Source organism: Arthrobacter sp. 92 (genome assembly GCF_050260325.1).
Taxonomy (GTDB): Bacteria; Actinomycetota; Actinomycetes; order Actinomycetales; family Micrococcaceae; genus Arthrobacter.
Window position 1 is genome coordinate 2,702,535 of record NZ_CP189863.1, and the last position, 16,125, is coordinate 2,718,659.

Genomic DNA, 16,125 nt, shown 5'->3' on the forward strand with positions numbered 1-16,125 from the left:
CGGTGCGGGATCAGTCTTTGAGGAACCACACCGCTCCCTGGGATGTCGGTTCCAGGCGCCAGGACGGTTCCACCAGGTACGTGGTGTTTTCCGTGGTGACAATGGCCGGCCCGTGGATGACGTGCTGGTGGTGCAGGGCCTCGGCGTCGTAGACGGGGGTATCCACGGCTCCGTCGATCTTCACGAAGTGGACCTGCCGCGTGCCGACGGGGCTGGGCATGGTCCTGTCATGTCCGGTGTCGATCGAATCGAATTTGACTACGTCCCCGTCCACATAGGAGGACACCCTCACGGTCTGGGCCCGGATGCCGGCTTCGGGAGCCTGGCTGCCGGCTCCGTAGCGCTTGCCGTAGATATCGGAGAAGGTCCGGATCAGGTGAAGCACGTCGGCCACACCGCCCACGCGGTTGATGTCGAAAACGACGGCGGTGGTCACCAACTGGTTGCCGTAGCGCATGTCCATTTCGAGGCTGTAGCGGATATCGGCGGCGTTGTACCCCTGGCGGATCAGGTCTTCCTTGCCCTTGGCTTCCAGCTCCTGGATGACATTGTTCAGCTCGTCGTAGCTCTGGTAGAGGCTGCGGTCCGTGGGGTTGTAAAGCACCACGTGGGAGCCGCGCTCGTGGATGTGGAGGGGTTTCATGTTGCCGGCGCCGCAGGCCGAGAACACCGAGGAGAACGGCGGCGCGAGGATCCTGCGGATACCGGCGTGATCGGCGATGCCGCACGCGTGCAGGGGTCCGTTGCCGCCGTAGGCCAGCATGGTGAAGTCCTCCGGAAGGTAACCCCGGACGCGCAGTTCCTTTGCCATGCCGATTGCCATCTGCTCGTCGACAGCGTTCTTGATGATCTTCGCGACCTGGATGGTGTCCATGTTCAGGTCATCGGCGAGAACCTCGTCGATTGCGTAGACGGAACGCTTTTTGTTCAGCTTGATGTAACCGTTGGCGTAGTTGTCCGGATCCAGGTACCCCAGGACCAGGTCGGCGTCCGTGACGGTGGGCCGAAGGCCGCCGCGGTCGTAGCATGCGGGTCCTGGATCCGAGCCCGCCGATTCCGGCCCGATCTGGACCGCATGGTGGATGCGGTCATAACTGGCAATCGAACCGCCTCCGGCACCGAGCGTCAGCAGGTGGATCATCGGCACTGACACCAGCCAGCGGCCGATGGTTGGCTGGAAATCGTAGTGCTTGACTCCGCCTTCCGGGACCAGGCCGATGTCGAAGGACGTGCCGCCCATGTCGGTCGAAATCACGTTTCCCAGACCGGTGCTGTCGGCCAGGTGCTGTGCAGCGCCCACGCCGGCGATGGGGCCGGAATGGATGGTCTGCAGGGCATCGGTCGAGTTGGACTGTGCCATGCCGCCCGAGTTATGGATAACCAGCATGGGCTTGTCGTACCCGGATGTGCGCAGGTTGTTGGACAATTGCCCCAGCGCGTGGAACATGATCTCGTGCAGGAACGCGTCCACGATCGTCGATGTCGCCCGGACGTACTCGCCTTTTCGGCCCGACACCTGGCTTCCCAGCAGGACGGGGATGGCACCGAGCTCGTGGGCCGGGTACTCGTCGAGGATGATCTCAAGGATTTGCTGCTCATGGACGGGGTTCTCGGTCGAGTTGACCAGGGAGACCACGATCGCTTCCGCTCCGGCGTCCACGAGTTCGCGCACCTGGGTGCGGACATCGTCTTCCATCAGCGAAACGACCACCTTGCCAGCCGAGTTGATTCGCTCTTTCACCGACCGGATCAGGGTGCGGGGCACGAGCGGATCCGGGCGGGTGGCATCGGGCATGTTCTGCTGCTTGGAAGGGTCCAGGCCCTCACCGTAACCACGGCCGCGGGAAAGCGGGATGGTGTCCTCAAAGCCGTGGGTGACCAGCGCCCCCACACGCGGTCCTTTACCTTCGATCAGGGCGTTGGTGCCGAGTGTGGTGGCATAGCGTACGGAATCGACTTCCTTCAGGACGAGGTCCCGGTCCAGGCCGGCGCGTGAGCAGGCGAGGTCGAGCGCTTCATTGAAGCCTTGGGCCAGGTTGTGGTGCGTTGTGAGCGCCTTTGCTTCAACGTACTGGTCTTCCCAGGCAAAAAAACAGTCGGTAAATGTGCCGCCGATGTCGACGGAGATTCGTTTCATGACCAGTGGTCTCCTTTATTCCAAGTACTAGCTGAACGAATGGGGGGAATGGTTGTGGGTGTTGTGGGAGCCAAGGGCCGGGGCGAAATCGGCAACAGCCTCTTCGCCGGGTCCGTAGTTAATGACGACCTCAGGCTTGGTCCCGCGCTTGATCCATGTTTCGCGGAGTGACTCGATGTCCCAGAGCATGTCCACTGTGGGCGGGTGTCCCGGCGGCACGTACTCCGTTTCCAGCTGCGTACCGCAACCCGGGCAGTAGAACTCGAGAATCCTGCAGAACGTCGGGTCCGGAGCGAACGTGAATTCGTACTTCTCCGGGTCCAGGATCGACTGGTGGATGTCTCTGGGGTCCCGGTCGTAGACCAGCGTCCCCTCCTTGTAGTTTCCACGGGCCTCGCCGAGGTCCTGGTTGCATACCCTGCAGTTCCACCGCTCGGTCTCGAGATCGATGATCAGATATTCCGTCATTGGAATTCGCATAACGTGTCTCACCTGTTTTCTAGCTGGTTGTTGGGGGGTCACTTCTGGAGGGTGTCTGTGAGCATGAGGTCGCCGGAGACCGTTACGTCGAAGACCCAGCCATGCGGCACGCGGGCCGTGAAGTAGGGGCCCTCGACGATTGCGGGGCCCGCCGCCGAAGCCCCGGCCGTTTGGTTGTCCAAGTCGAAGACCGGCACCTCGTCCACTTTGTCCACGGCGGAACGGACCTTTCGGGTGGAAGTGGCGACGGCGGGTGTTTTCGTCACTGATTCGGCCCGCTTGATCGATGCGTGCGGCAGTTCGTACCGGGCAGTCAGGGTCAGCATGGTGTTGTGTTCGCCGGCACCGGGCTGCGGATCGGCGTCCAGGTACGGCAATTCGGAAACCAGCTGGCCTTCCGCGTCTTCGAGCACCACGTTCCATTCGAGCCGGCAGTCGTCGATTTCGTGGCCCTCCTGGAACATGTCCCGCGTTGCCCGGGCCAGCAGCTTCGCCTGGGTGGCCCCGAAGTCGGGCGCGTCCATTCCTGCGACATTCGCCTCGTAGGTCTGCGCAATGTCGGAAAACCCGATTCCGAAGGCTGAGAAGACCGCGGCCAGCCTGGGCACCAGGACACGATGGACGCCGGCGATACGCGCGGCACCACAGGCACTCATCGGTCCGGCACCTCCGAACGCAGCAACGGTTGTGGCGTCGGCAGTCTCGACGTCGGCGGCAAAGGACTGCGACATGCGTTCGAAGTAGGCGGCCTCCATCCGGATCAGGGCGTCATTCAGGGTGATACCCAAAGGTTCTGCGATCACCTCGGTGATGACTGCGCGGGAGCGTTCCGCGTCAAGACTGAAACCCCCATCCAGGTAGGTGTCGGGATCGAGCACGCCGAGCAGCAGATTTACGTCCGTGATCGTGGCCTGCTTGCCCCCAAAACCAAAACAAGCGGGACCCGGTGCGGCTCCGACGCTCTCGGGGCCGACTGAGATGACGCCGTCGCGGAGGGCGATGACGGAACTGCCTCCCACGCCGCTGGAGTGGACGTTACTCATCTCGAACGACACCGGGACTCCCTGGATGGAGCCCCGGCGGTCCGTCGAGATGGTGGAGTTCTTTACCGTACCCACGTCCGTGGTGGTGCCGCCGACGTCGATCATGAGTACGTGCGCGAGTCCATAGGCCGCAGAGAGGGCCTTGGTTCCTTCCAGCCCACCGCGGGGGCCGGACGAGTAGGTTTTCAACGCGACGGACTTGGCCACCCGCGAGGAGGCTCCGTCATTGCGGTAGATGAGGAGCGGGTTCTTGACCTTATGTTCCCGGAGCCGGTGCTCGGTGCTGTAGAGGAACCGCTCCATGGTCGGATGCAGAAAGGAGTTGATGATGCCGGACCACACCCGGCGGGCGTGGACGGCGTCGGGCGTGAATTCCCAGGAGAACAACATGGGTACCGAGCCGAGCAGGTGACGGGGAAACTTCCGGAGCAGAACGCCTTTGACAGCCTTCTCCTTAGTGCGGTCCGCCATGGCGATGACAAGCCGTGCGGCGCCGTCAGTGGTCAGACGGTTGACATGCTTCACAATTTCCTGAGCTAGCTCCTCCATATCCTGTTCAGCGCTGATGACCGACACCCGCGTGCCGACGAGGTCTTCAAAGAGGTCAGCTGCCGAGTCACCGTTGCGCAGCTCCCCGGCCAGCGTGGGGCTGTCGGTGAGGATGCCGATCCGGGGACCCTTGCGTTCCACGAGGGCATTCGTTCCCTGGGTGGTGGAGTACCGGATGTGGCGGGTCGAGTGCAGAAGCCCGGGCAGATCTTCTTCGCCGAAGATCTCCCTCGAAGCTTTGGCCATGCCGTCGAAGAGACACTGGGAGAGGTCAAAGGGCGTCGTGAGAGTCTTCGTGAACGAGAAATTCTCACCGTCCCAGACACAGATATCGGTCAGCGTCCCACCGTTGTCGATGTTAATGAGCCGTTCCATTGATACTCCTTTGTATGTTGAGGCGCGGTGACACCAGCGGCGTATTCCTCAACCTGAGACTGTGATCCAAGCCACATTGAGGACTGGTCTCAGTGTGGCTCAGCAACCGGAGTGGCCGGCTACTACCTTCGCGGGTGGACTATCCAGGGCATGGCCCACCACCCGGGTGGCCGGGGCCATGGGTGTGGGCATATCCATGCGTTCCTTTTGCCGCCATCCCAGGCTCGTGGACTGCACCGGAGCCGGCAGCCAGCTTCTGCGTGGCGGTGGAACAGGGTGGGGGCTGTCAGTCACGGGTCGCTTGAGGCAGGCATGATCGGGCCGAGGTCCCGCGGCAGAATCCCAGGGACGTCCGGAGCAAGAGTCCCTGGTCCAGACGGAAACAGGATGCGTCACTCGCGAGGGCGACGGAGTACTTTTAGCGCCCCGCGCAGTCAGTCCGGTGGGAGGGGCTGGTGGCGTGGCCCAGGATGTGAGCGACCGGAGGTGCCAGGAAAGGGGTGAGCAGTTCTCCGTCTCCGGCAGTCAGGCGGCTCCCGGAGCGCACGTCGACGCGGACCGGCGCCACTGCCGGCCTTTTCCCGGGCACGGGACTTGAGGCAGTAGTCATCCGGTTCAAGGGCCCGGACGCGGGTGAGGGTCCATGCTGCTCCCCTACCTGGCCGGAAACTTGGATTGGTCAGCGGCCCACGGTGGAATGCGGCCCGGGGGTGGCTTCTACACACCCAATGACCCCCGTCAGCATAAGGTCAGCCTTACATGTAGGTGATGACGGTGCCGGCACCGGCGGACCAGGTGATGCGTCCGCCTTGGTAGTCCTGGGCCACACCGGCGCCGGAGGCGTACTCATTGGTGATCGGATAGCCCAAGCGGCCGTTCTCCCAGCCCTGCGATGCATATGCCGCGCGGATGGCGCCCGCGTTGGCGTGGGCCCCCGAACCGGCGGACCAGTAGATGACGCCGAACTGGAAGTTCTGGTACACGCCTCCGTTCTTCAGCCCGGTGATCTCATTGCTGGTGGGGTAGCCGAGGAAGCCGTTCTCCCAGTTGAGCCCCGCCCAGGCCGCGTCAATGGCTCCCTTGGTGATGTGGGCTCCGGTGGCCGGGGACCAGTGGATCACGCCGCCCTGGAACGTCTGGTAGACGCCCCCGTTCTTCAGGTTCCCGATTTCATTGCTGGTGGGGTAGCCGAGTCCGCCATTCTCCCAGTTTTGCGCCGCCCAGGCCGCATCGACGGCGCCCTTGGTGACATGGGCTCCGGTGGCCGGGGACCAGTGGATGACGCCGCCCTGAAACGTTTGGTAGCACCCTCCGCCGGCCAGGCCGCAGGTCACGGCCCCCGTAGCGGTGCCGATCTCCGGGGACGCGGCCGCCGCGGCGGAAATTGCCGACGAGGCACCTGCGGGAAGACCCGACCCGGGATTCGAAAACAGCAATCGGTTCGGCGTGCCCGCCCCGGCGGCGGTGACCACCCCCGCGGTCGCAGCGGAGTCCAGCTTGGACGCCACCGCCGAGGGGGTCATTGTCTGGTCTTCGGAGAGCAGGACCGCCGCAGCCCCGGCGGCGTGGGGTGCGGCCATGGACGTTCCGCTCATGGTGGCGGTTGCGGTGCCCGAGGTGTACCAGGCGGAAGTAATTCCAACACCCGGTGCGTACATGTCGACGCAGGAGCCGAAATCAGAGAAGGAGGCCTGCCGGTCCGAGGTGTCGGTGGCGGCCACGGTAATCGCCTCCGGGACTCTGGCAGGGGAACCGTTGCAGGCATCCACGGCTGAATTGCCGGCAGAGACCGTCGTGGTGACGCCGTCGGCGATAAGGCTTTGCACGGCGGAGTCAACCATGGCACTGGCGGACCCGCCAAGGCTCATATTGGCCACGGCGGGTGTCCCGGCAGCGTGGTTCGAGGCCACCCAGTCCAGGCCCGCGACCACATCCGAGGTGTAGGCGGAGCCCGTGCAGTCCAGCACACGAACGGGAATGATGGTGGCGGCTTTGGCCACACCGTAGGTCTTGCCCGCGATGATGCCGGCCACGTGGGTGCCGTGGCCGTTGCAGTCAGTTGTCCCGTTTCCGTCGGCGATGGCGGACCATCCCGCCGCAACGCGTCCGCCAAATTCCGTATGGGTTGCCAGCACTCCCGTATCGATCACGTAGGCGTTCACCCCGGCACCGGAAGCCGGGGAGGTGTAGGAGCCCGAGAGCGGCAACGCGCGCTGGTCGATCCGGTCCAATCCCCAGGGCGACGGCTGTTCCGTGTCTGTTGCAGTCATCTTCGTATCAAGTTCGACGGCGGCAACCTGGGCCGAGTTCTTAAGCTCGTTGGCTTGGGCTTCAGTCGCGGTCACCACGGCTCCGCGCAACGCTTTCGAGAATGTCCGTCCGATGGCGAGATTCCGGGACTGCAGTCCTTTCAGCCCCGCCGCGGCGTCGGTTTGATCGGCATACTTCACGATGTAGCGCGCTGTTTCACCTTTTTGCACACCGTCCACAGCGTGCGCGGGGGCCGGCGAAGCGATCCCGGCGGCCAGCCCGGCGGAGGTCACCGCCAGCATGGTCAGCAGCAGGAGCAGGGCGGGGCGTCGAACAAATGAGGAAAGAATTTCGGGGTTCCTTCGGAGTCAGGACCATCGTGCGATAACGAGATCCATGGATCGGCTGGAGTCAGTCTATTTGGGACAGGGAGACGGCGCGCCAAAGCTGCCTTAATCCTTCGCTAAAAATTAGAGTCAGACGGTGGGGCGGCGTGAATCTTCGGGTCGGGGGGTGACTGCCCAATCGAGCCACCCAGGTGGCCCGTGTTGTGCCGCACGTAACACCCCGGTTTCCGCACCGTGCCCTGGACGTTGGGGTAGGTCATCACGGATGGCTGTTCCTGGGCGTGCTCAGCTTAAGGAGCTCAAGAAGCGGCGGTCGCGCTTCAAGGCGCAGCTCAATGTCTTCGGGCAGTCCTTCGACGGTGACGGATCCGCCGTCGATATGGATGGATAGCCGGCCCTCCCCTGAGAACGGCACGTTCTCCAGATGGAAGTGCGTGTCCTGAGCCGGCAGGGTGGGGGCAAGCCATAACTCATCCCAGGGGAGCCCTGGATCAAAACGCAGCAGCGTCCTGATAAGTTGCACGGGCGCGGCCGAGGACCACGCCTGCGGGGAACACGAGGCGGGGTAGGGAACGGGAACTGGGTATTGTGCCCGATCCAGACCGCAGAATAGTTCAGGAAGCCGGCCGGAGAAGTGGTCGGCGGCTTCCAGCAGTGCGTATGCAATCTTCTGGGCTTCGTCAACAAAGCCATATCTCATGAGGCCGGCCGCAGCGATGGCGTTGTCGTGGGGCCAGACGGAGCCGTTATGGTAGCTGGCCGGGTTATAGGCTCCCATGTTTGATGCCAGGGTCCTGATCCCCCAACCTGTAAACATTTGAGGGGACATCAGGTGTTCGGCCACTTGTCCGGCCTTGTCGTCATTAACGATTCCGGCCCACAGGCAATGAGCCATGTTCGAGGCGAGAGCGTCAACTGGTCTCTTGTCCCTGTCCAGGGCGATCGCAAAGTACCCGCGCTCCGGCAGCCAGAACTGTTCGTTGAAAGCCTGCTTGAGTCGGGCCGCCTTGGCCACGCACGCATCCGCAGTCCCTGTGTCGCCATTGGCAGCGGCGATCAGCGCCCTCCCCATGTAGGCGGCATAGGCGTAGCCCTGAACCTCGCAGAGGGCTATGGGTGGTTCGGCCAGTGTCCCGTCGGCAAAATTTATCCCGTCGCCGGAGTCCTTCCAGCCCTGATTGCGCAGCCCATGGTCGGTCTTCCGCTGATATTCGATGAATCCGTCACCGTCGCGATCACCGTATTCTTCAATCCATTCAAGTGCCCTGTCCGCCGCAGGAAGGAGTTGGCGCATAGCGTCATCGTGGAGTCCCCACCTGCTCAACTCGGCCAGCACGGCCACAAAAAGCGGCGTCGCATCCGCGGTGCCGTAATACACATGGCTGCCTCCCAACGCCAGCCCGGTGGTGGCACCCAGGCGGACTTCATGGAGGATCCGGCCCGGCTCTTCTTCGGTGGACGGGTCTTCTTTTGTGCCCTGGTGATCGGCGAGGGTCAGTAGGGTTCCTTTCGCCAGGTCCGGGTCCAGGAGCAGGGACATGAACGAGGCGAGCAGACTATCCCTTCCGAACAGCGCCATGAACCACGGCGCGCCGGCGGCAACCACAGCTCGGTCCGGGTGATCCGGGTTGAAAATCCGTAATGAGCCCAGATCCTCTTGGCTGCGTCTTATGACTTTCTCGACCGCTTCGTCATCCACGTCCGCGGTGGGCATGGCCGCACGCCATTTCATGACGCGCTGGTAGGGGTCCGCCCGCCGTCCGCGTATTCCGCCCCCAGCCTGATGAGTGGTGCCCTCCAACCGGGGGTTGGCGGAAATCGTTGCGGACCAGTCTCCATGGGCGGGCACCGTCACTGTTGCCACCAGGCTCCGCCCGTCCGCCCGGGCACCAGGGAACGTGACCGTTAGGCTGTGCGGATAGGCTTCCCGTCCGGACTCCAAGGTCAGATGATCCCCGCTCGCGCGACTGTCCTGGACGTTGCGGTGGCCCTGCCGGCCTTCCTTGACTTCGAACAGCCCGGCAAAATCTGTGTCGACCAGTAATTCGATACGGCACGGCAAAGGTATTCGGGAGTAGTTGTGCAGTGTAAGGGTCTCTGTCAGGCCTGTCCCAAGCTTACGGACGCGCCCGATCAGCAATGAACTGTCGGCGTGATCCTTTCGTTGAGTCCTTCCGACAAAAACGCCGTGGAACGGCTCAGGAGTAGTGGCCGAAAGGGCTTCAATAGGTAGGCCATTAACCGTAAGAGTCCAGTCGCTTATGAACCGGGTGTCCTGGAAAAACACCCCATGCGGCTTGCTCCCGGACATGTCACCGTTAGCGGCCGAGAGGCAGAATGACGTCCCTTGAACCAGAGTCACCGCACCGGAGCCGGCCGAGCCGGCAGTGTTATCCACGTTCAATCCGGACATTTAGTGCTTCTTTCGCCGTTGAAAACTTTCAAGACACCACATCCACTTGTATCCATCACACTATGGCGCCAGCGGGCGACGTCCGACAAGCGGCAACTAGTTCGTGCTGGGCCTGAAGTGCCGACCACCTTCGCGGCACTTCCTGCTCACCTCGGGCCCCGTCCGCGAGGGCCGAACGAGACGTTGGCCCCCGCAGAGTGGCGAAGGCGGAGCGGCGGATGGATGATGTGGGTAGTTGCCGTGCAGGTCATCCTCAGTGATGCTGCTGAGTCAGCCACAAACCGGATCGAGAGGGCAATCGAGTCGAGCAGGAGGAGTGATGGCTCGTATTTTTATCACCGGCTCCACTGATGGACTTGGACGGGCTGCCGCGGAGTCTCTCATCGGCGAGGATCATCATGTACTCGTGCACGCCCGCAACGCCGGGCGCCTGAACGCGGTGCAGGATCTCCTTGACCGTGGCGCGACGGGCGTGGTCGGCGACCTGTCAGACGTCGAGCAAACGCGCGACGTCGCCGACCAGGTGAACCGGACCGGCCCTGTGGACGCCGTGATCCACAACGCGGGCGTGCTCAATGGGCCACATATCCTTCAAGTCAACGTGGTCGCCCCCTACCTTCTTACCGCGCTCATCCACCGCCCGCGCCGGCTGATCTACCTCAGCAGCGGCATGCACCGCGGAGGACGCGCCACCCTTGCGGGCGTCGATTGGAGTGGACAGGCGCAAGGCGTGTCCTATTCGGACAGCAAACTCTACGTCACCGTCCTCGCAGCCGCCGTCGCCCGGTTGTGGCCCGAGGTTCTCAGTAACGCTGTCGATCCCGGTTGGGTTCCCACCAAGATGGGCGGCCCCGGCGCCCCGGACGACCTTCGGCTGGGCCACCTCACCCAGGAATGGCTCGCCACGAGCGATGACCGGGAAGCGCTCACGAGCGGCGGCTACTGGCACCATCAGCACCGGGAGAAGGCACACGCCGCCGTCTACGATCACCGGTTTCAGAGCGAGCTTGTAAACCACCTGGCCAGCTTCACCGGAGAGAGACTTGATTAAATCCTGAAGGCCACGACGCCGCGGCCCTGTCCAACGAGCCGTCGTTTGCGACGGAGCTACCGCCGGCCGAACTGTTGGCTTCGATTCTGTCTGAGCCGGATCGGCCGGTCGAACAGAACCGGGAAAAGCCGCCGTCCCTGCCGATGGCCAGGGTGTTCGAGTGGATGAGGGCCATCTCAGCAGCGAGGCTCGACTGGATCGGGCAACGGTCGGGAACGGCTTACTACTTCGCCAACGAGCACAACGCCGCTTCGATCGAGCTCCACATCGGGTCCTACAGGCCCAGGTCCTTCTCGGCCGTGACCCAGTCGTGCGCGATCGCGTTCTGTGCCGCTGACAGTGTGACCCTGTGAGAGCACACGGCCTTGTTAAGGCGCGTCTCGACGGCATCCTTCGGGTTGGTGGTTCCAGGGGCGCCGGCGCGGTTAGGTTCCGGCCACAGGTTGGACACTGCGTTTGTCCCGCCGAGCTGGAGCGAAACCAGGTGGTCGTATTCGGTGGAGGCCGCGCGGGTCTGGCCGTACTGCGTCAGGCTCAGGGCCTTAATCTTGCTGGTGTCCGAGGTGGGGGCGCGGACCGTGAGGGTGTAGCCGGACTTGCAGATCGTGGAGGCCAGGTTGGCTTCGGTAACGGCCGGGTCGACCGCGCCCGGGGTGCAGTCCGCATCCGGAAGATACAATCCGCCGGCGGCGTCAACGGCGCGGACTTTGCACTGGCCCGCGGTGAGGTTCTCGTCAATGGCGACCTTGTCCGGGGAATGCAGCGACTTCACGGCCGGGGCCGCCCCCGCCAATGGACCCGCCGGGACCGAAGCCACCGCCGGGTTGTTGCCGTCCGTGGGCCCCGGGTCCGCCGTCGAGTCGTCTTCGCCGTCACCGGCCGTGGGCGGGGCCGTTGCCAAGGCCGTCGGCACTGACGCCGGAGGGTTCTTCTGCTGCGCCCCGTAAAGGAAGACGACGGCGACCAGGATGGCCAGGATGATAGCGGTAACGGCGAGGCGTTTGCGTGAGGAGGTCATGGTCCTTGTGTATCCGGCGGCTGGAGATGTCTGCCCGAGAGGACGACAAAGAAAAGGGGAAGCCGAAGCCTCCCCTCAACTTTCTATCGGAACGATGCGCCTGCGACGTGGCGCCGCGCCGGTCAGCCGACGTGGATTCCGGGCCTGCGGGCAGGATCCTTTTCCACGTCGCGGAGGATTTCACGCACCAGCGGGGCGGTATCGCCACGGCCCAGGAACAGGTAGCGCATGAGGTGCCCGACCGGGCTGCCCTCCGACCACTCGAAATAGCACTGGGGCTTCGTGCCGGTCGAGTCGCGCAGGGCCAGGAGGACTGCGGCGATAGCGTTCGGCACCGCCGGGGATTCCACCCGCAGGACCCGGTAGCCGTCCACCTCGACCCCTTCGATCCTGAGGGTATGGCTGAACGCCGAGGGATCGGAAATTTCCACCTCCAGGAAGATGACGTCCGCCGGGCCAGGGACCGGGTTGAGCCCGCGCTGTTCGAACTCCTTGTCGGCGTACTCGTCCTTGTCGCCGGCCTGACGCTTATTGGCGATGAGGTTCAGCTGACCGTCGAAGGCGATTGAGTCGGTGATGAACTGGCGGGCCGGCTCGTCGAACTCGATGGTTTCCAGGCGCAATTCGGTGGTGCGCTTCACCCGGGAGATCAGGGACACGATGATGATGCCTGCGATGAAGAATGCCGAGATCGCGATGCCGTCCGGTTTTTCGATGACGTTCGCACCCAGGGCGTAAAGCAGCACCAGGGTCAGGGCGCCGAAGCCGACGATCCCGGCGCGGCTGTGCCGGCGGATTGCCGAGACGGTCACAGCGACCGCGCCGGAGACCATCATGGCCAGGATACCTGTGGCGTACGCGCCGGCCTGGGCGTTAACATCGGCGTTGAAGGCGACGGTGATCCCGACGCTCAGGAGCGTGTAGACGATGACGACGGGGCGGACGGCCCGGCCCCATTCCGGCGCCATGCCGTAGGCGGGCAAATAGCGGGGCACGATGTTGATGAGTCCAGCCATGGCGGAGGCCCCGGCGAACCAGAGGATCAACGCGCTGGAAACGTCGTAGACGGTGCCAAACCCGGCGCCGAACAGCGTGTGGGCCAGATACGCCAGGGCGCGCCCGTTGGCCTGGCCCCCGTCCTGGAACTCCCTGGCCGGGATCATAACAGTGGTGAGGAAGCTGGTGGACAGCAGATAGACGCTCATGATGACCGCTGCCGTGGTAAGGAGTTTGCGGGTGTTCTTGACCCGGGAGGCCATGACCTCCCTGGGGCTGTCTCCGGCGGCCTTGATGAGCGGCATCATGGACACGCCGGTCTCGAACCCGGACATGCCCAGGACGAGCAGCGGAAATGCGATGACGGCCGGCCCGATCAGGCCCATGGGGCCGCCCCCGGTGCTGGCCACCAGCCGGCCGGTCCACCCGGCAATCAGGGTCGGGTCGGAGAGGACGTGGGCGAACCCGCCGGCGACGACGGCGGCATTCAGAAGCAGGTAGATGGCCACGAGCGGAATGGCGACGCCGACGGCCTCGTTGAAGCCGAGCAGGAACACCCCGCCCAGGATCAGCAGGAGGATCACCGTGATGATCACGGCGCTGCCCTTCAATCCTTGCGGGATCATCGGGTTCTCCAGCAGGTGAACGGTCGCGTCGGCGCCGGAGAGGGTAATGGTGATGATCCACGAGGTCGCCACGAACCCCAGCAGCAGCAGTACGAAGAACTTGCCGCGCCAGAAGGGTAGCAACTTCTCCAGCATAGCCACCGAGCCCTGCCCGTGCGGGCTCTCCTGCGCGACCCGCCGGTACATGGGCAGCATGCCCAACAGCGTCAGGGCCACGATCAGCAGGGTCGCCACCGGGGAAAGGGCGCCGGCGGCCAGGGCCGCGATGCCGGGCAGGTAGGACAGAGTGGAGAAGTAGTCGACGCCGGTGAGGCACATGACCTTCCACCAGGCGTTGGGCTTGTGGTCTTCCTCGGCTTCGGGGCCGGCCGGTGCGACCTGGTTGGCGAGCAGCCAGCGGACCAGCGGTTTGCGGTCCGGGGCGGAGGCCTGCTTCAGGTCGACCTGGGCCGGAACGGCGTGGTCAGAAGTGGTCGTCATGGAATCTTTCTGGTCTGTCTTATGTGGACTGGCGTTCGTGCCGGAGGGGCCGCCCAATTGTAGTGGAGGCCTCTCCGCGATGTTGTCAGGATGACACTCAGGGCTCCATGAATAGGTGCAGGACCCACCCCGGCCACGCCCAAGCGTTGACAACGTCCACGCCCTGGTTCTAATCATTTCGGTGGACCCAGCCGCCTACCGGGGTTACTGCACTATGGCAATCGCGAAGCCACCCCACGCGCGCTTATTCTTGATTTCGCGGCCGAGCCCATGCTGTTCGAGGAGCGCCAGCCCGCAGGATCGGAGAAGTTCGGATAGGCGTTCCCGGGACGGCGGTGTGCTGTCCACACCGAACTTCAACGGTTCTCCGACCGCTTTGGCCGCCGCCCTCCCGTACCGCCAATACAGCTTGCCCGACTTGAGGGTCTCGGTGGTGAAGTAGTCGAATGCAAGCAGGGTGCCTTTGGCGCAACTCGCAACCTTGCTCAACGTGTCCTCGATCGCGTCACGGTCGAGGTACATCGTCACCCCTTCCCAAAGGAACAGCGCCGGGCGTCCGGGGTCGAACCCGGCCTCCACGAGTTTGGCGAGCCAGTCATCCTTCTCGAAATCCGCGGGCACGAAGGCGACCCTGCGCGCGTCGATGCCTCCCCTGTCCAGAACGCCGCGCTTGACCGCCTGCGTCTTCGGGGCATCGACCTCGAAGGAGTTGACGGGAGTGTCCTGCGGGAGGCGGTACGGACGAGTGTCGAAGCCTGCGCCGAGGATGACAAACTGGTCGATTCCGGGAAGGAAGCGGTCCACAGCGCCGTCGAAGAACGTGACCCTGGCCGATGCCTCCGCTTGTGGAGGAACTTCGCCCTCGAAGGGGTACCGGAAGGTTTTCGGGACGAAGCCGGTGAACCGGTGCGCGAAGACCGTCGGCCAGAATGCCAGGCTCATGCCCAGCCGGGATATCCCGGGCAGGATGGGCAACAGCCGGTTCGCGGCCTGGTCCTCGCGCACGCCGAAGTTGTGCATCGCCCATCTTGCCGAGAGGGGGGCCTCCGCGCTCGTCGACACACCGGAAGCCTTCGCGGCCAGGAGCCTGGCCACCCAGATCACATAACCGAGTATCGAGACCGGGAGCAGCACAATACTGAGCACATAGAAGACGAAGGCGGACGCAAGTTTGCGCATTCCCTGTCCCTTTCAACTCATGGTGCTAACTGGGATCGGCCCGGTGTCGCAGCCGTCGCCAGCGCTCTTTTCCGTCCCTCATCCGGGGGCCGGGTGCGGCCGGTCGAAGCCTGTTCGGCGCTGTGCCGTGGAGTTGAGCCGTGCGATGGCGTACAAGCTCGCTTCCCTCTCTGAATTTCGCCAGCATTCCACGGCGCGCTCCCGAAGCTCCCAGAGGTTGCTGATGGAGGTCGGTAACTCGTGGAGGAGCGCCCAATCAATGTCGAGCAGTCCGCGGGCCTCCGCGTCGACCATGTCGAACGGGCCGGCGTATGCGCATGTTTGGTGGCCTATCCGCAGCATCGGTTCGGGTTCTGGTTGCCCTTCGCTGGGCACCCAGTAGAGCGCGAGCTCCATCCCGGGTCCGGCTCCTGTTGCGGGGTGGACGTATGTGGCGGCCGCGTTCAGGTAGGTGCCGTGGTTGACGACGATCCGGGTGATCCGGATGTTCTGCAGGGTCCGGCCCAAGGCGTGAGCCTGCTGCCGCAACGCTTCGAGGCCGGGGAGTGTGTACGGCGGCCGGAGCGGTTCGGTCATGACTGCCGCCGCGGCTGGGCGGGGGCGCCGAGGATGTGGTTTCGGGCCAGCCGGGCACGGTTGGGGTGGCTGTAGCGCAGGGTGGCGGCGTCAATCCTGGCAAGCAGGTACTCGTCGAAGTCGTCAAGGTACGCGTCCCGCAGGTGCCGGGCGTGGAGGTACACGGCCCAGAGGCTTTGGAACAGGTCCCAGAGTCCGGGTCCAACGTCCCTCGGGTGTGGCCGGCCGAGCCATTCGGGCCCGGCATCCCCGTGTTCGATGGAGGCTTCAAGGTCACCAACCCGACCGTGCATAGCCATTCCGGGGCCAGGGTCTCCGGGTTGCCAGTAGATACCCAGGGCAATCTCTTCACCGCTCTGGCGAGAGGTCGCGGTCGCGTGCACGTTGATGTGGATAGGGGTGGTTCCGGTAGGGGTGATGGTGACGTTGTGCAGAGGGCCTGGGTCCTGAAGGAACTGGTCTATGCCGGGGATTTTGTGGGGCGGGTAGAGCTGTCCGGACGCCATGTTGGCTGCCTCCCTCGCTGTGGTGTTGGTGTCCAACGTATCCCTGACGGCGGGCTCAGGGTAGGGCTTGCGCTCTTTGGACGGCTGGACTTGAGGCAC

The 16,125-nt window shown here is 64.1% G+C and carries 11 protein-coding genes; 1 reads left to right on the plus strand and 10 read right to left on the minus strand.

Annotated features, from left to right (window positions below):
- Positions 1-10: 10 nt before the first annotated feature.
- From ACP4XC_RS12425 to ACP4XC_RS12445, 5 genes are all read right to left on the minus strand, one after another.
- Positions 11-2,137: a hydantoinase/oxoprolinase family protein gene (locus ACP4XC_RS12425; RefSeq protein WP_427170030.1), complete on the minus strand. Its 2,127-nt coding sequence runs from the start codon at positions 2,135-2,137 to the stop codon at positions 11-13.
- Between the two features lie 27 nt (positions 2,138-2,164).
- Positions 2,165-2,605 (minus strand): acetone carboxylase subunit gamma, encoded by a 441-nt coding sequence (locus ACP4XC_RS12430; RefSeq protein ID WP_427170032.1) that lies wholly within the window; start codon positions 2,603-2,605, stop codon positions 2,165-2,167.
- Between the two features lie 50 nt (positions 2,606-2,655).
- Entirely contained in the window at positions 2,656-4,584 is a 1,929-nt protein-coding gene (locus ACP4XC_RS12435; RefSeq protein WP_427170034.1) for a hydantoinase/oxoprolinase family protein, read from the minus strand.
- A gap of 755 nt (positions 4,585-5,339) precedes the next feature.
- A complete protein-coding gene (locus ACP4XC_RS12440; protein WP_427170036.1) occupies positions 5,340-7,136 on the minus strand; it encodes a S8 family serine peptidase in 1,797 nt (598 codons plus the stop codon).
- A 304-nt stretch (positions 7,137-7,440) separates the two neighbouring features.
- Entirely contained in the window at positions 7,441-9,594 is a 2,154-nt protein-coding gene (locus ACP4XC_RS12445) for a glycogen debranching N-terminal domain-containing protein (RefSeq protein WP_427170038.1), read from the minus strand.
- Between the two features lie 319 nt (positions 9,595-9,913).
- Between ACP4XC_RS12445 and ACP4XC_RS12450 the strand changes: the two genes are divergently transcribed.
- Positions 9,914-10,645 (plus strand): SDR family NAD(P)-dependent oxidoreductase, encoded by a 732-nt coding sequence (locus ACP4XC_RS12450; protein WP_427170040.1) that lies wholly within the window; start codon positions 9,914-9,916, stop codon positions 10,643-10,645.
- A gap of 274 nt (positions 10,646-10,919) precedes the next feature.
- Here ACP4XC_RS12450 and ACP4XC_RS12455 read toward each other — a convergent pair whose 3' ends face one another.
- From ACP4XC_RS12455 to ACP4XC_RS12475, 5 genes are all read right to left on the minus strand, one after another.
- On the minus strand, positions 10,920-11,663 hold the full coding sequence (locus ACP4XC_RS12455; RefSeq protein ID WP_427170042.1) for a hypothetical protein: 744 nt from the start codon (positions 11,661-11,663) through the stop codon (positions 10,920-10,922).
- 122 nt (positions 11,664-11,785) lie between these two features.
- A complete protein-coding gene (locus ACP4XC_RS12460) occupies positions 11,786-13,765 on the minus strand; it encodes an amino acid transporter (RefSeq protein ID WP_427170044.1) in 1,980 nt (659 codons plus the stop codon).
- 204 nt (positions 13,766-13,969) lie between these two features.
- Positions 13,970-14,944, minus strand: coding sequence for a class I SAM-dependent methyltransferase (locus ACP4XC_RS12465; RefSeq protein WP_427170046.1), 975 nt, complete (start codon positions 14,942-14,944; stop codon positions 13,970-13,972).
- Between the two features lie 78 nt (positions 14,945-15,022).
- Positions 15,023-15,520: a hypothetical protein gene (locus ACP4XC_RS12470; protein WP_427170049.1), complete on the minus strand. Its 498-nt coding sequence runs from the start codon at positions 15,518-15,520 to the stop codon at positions 15,023-15,025.
- Positions 15,517-16,125, minus strand: coding sequence for a hypothetical protein (locus tag ACP4XC_RS12475; protein WP_427170051.1), 609 nt, complete (start codon positions 16,123-16,125; stop codon positions 15,517-15,519). Before ACP4XC_RS12475 ends, ACP4XC_RS12470 begins: the two co-directional genes overlap by 4 nt.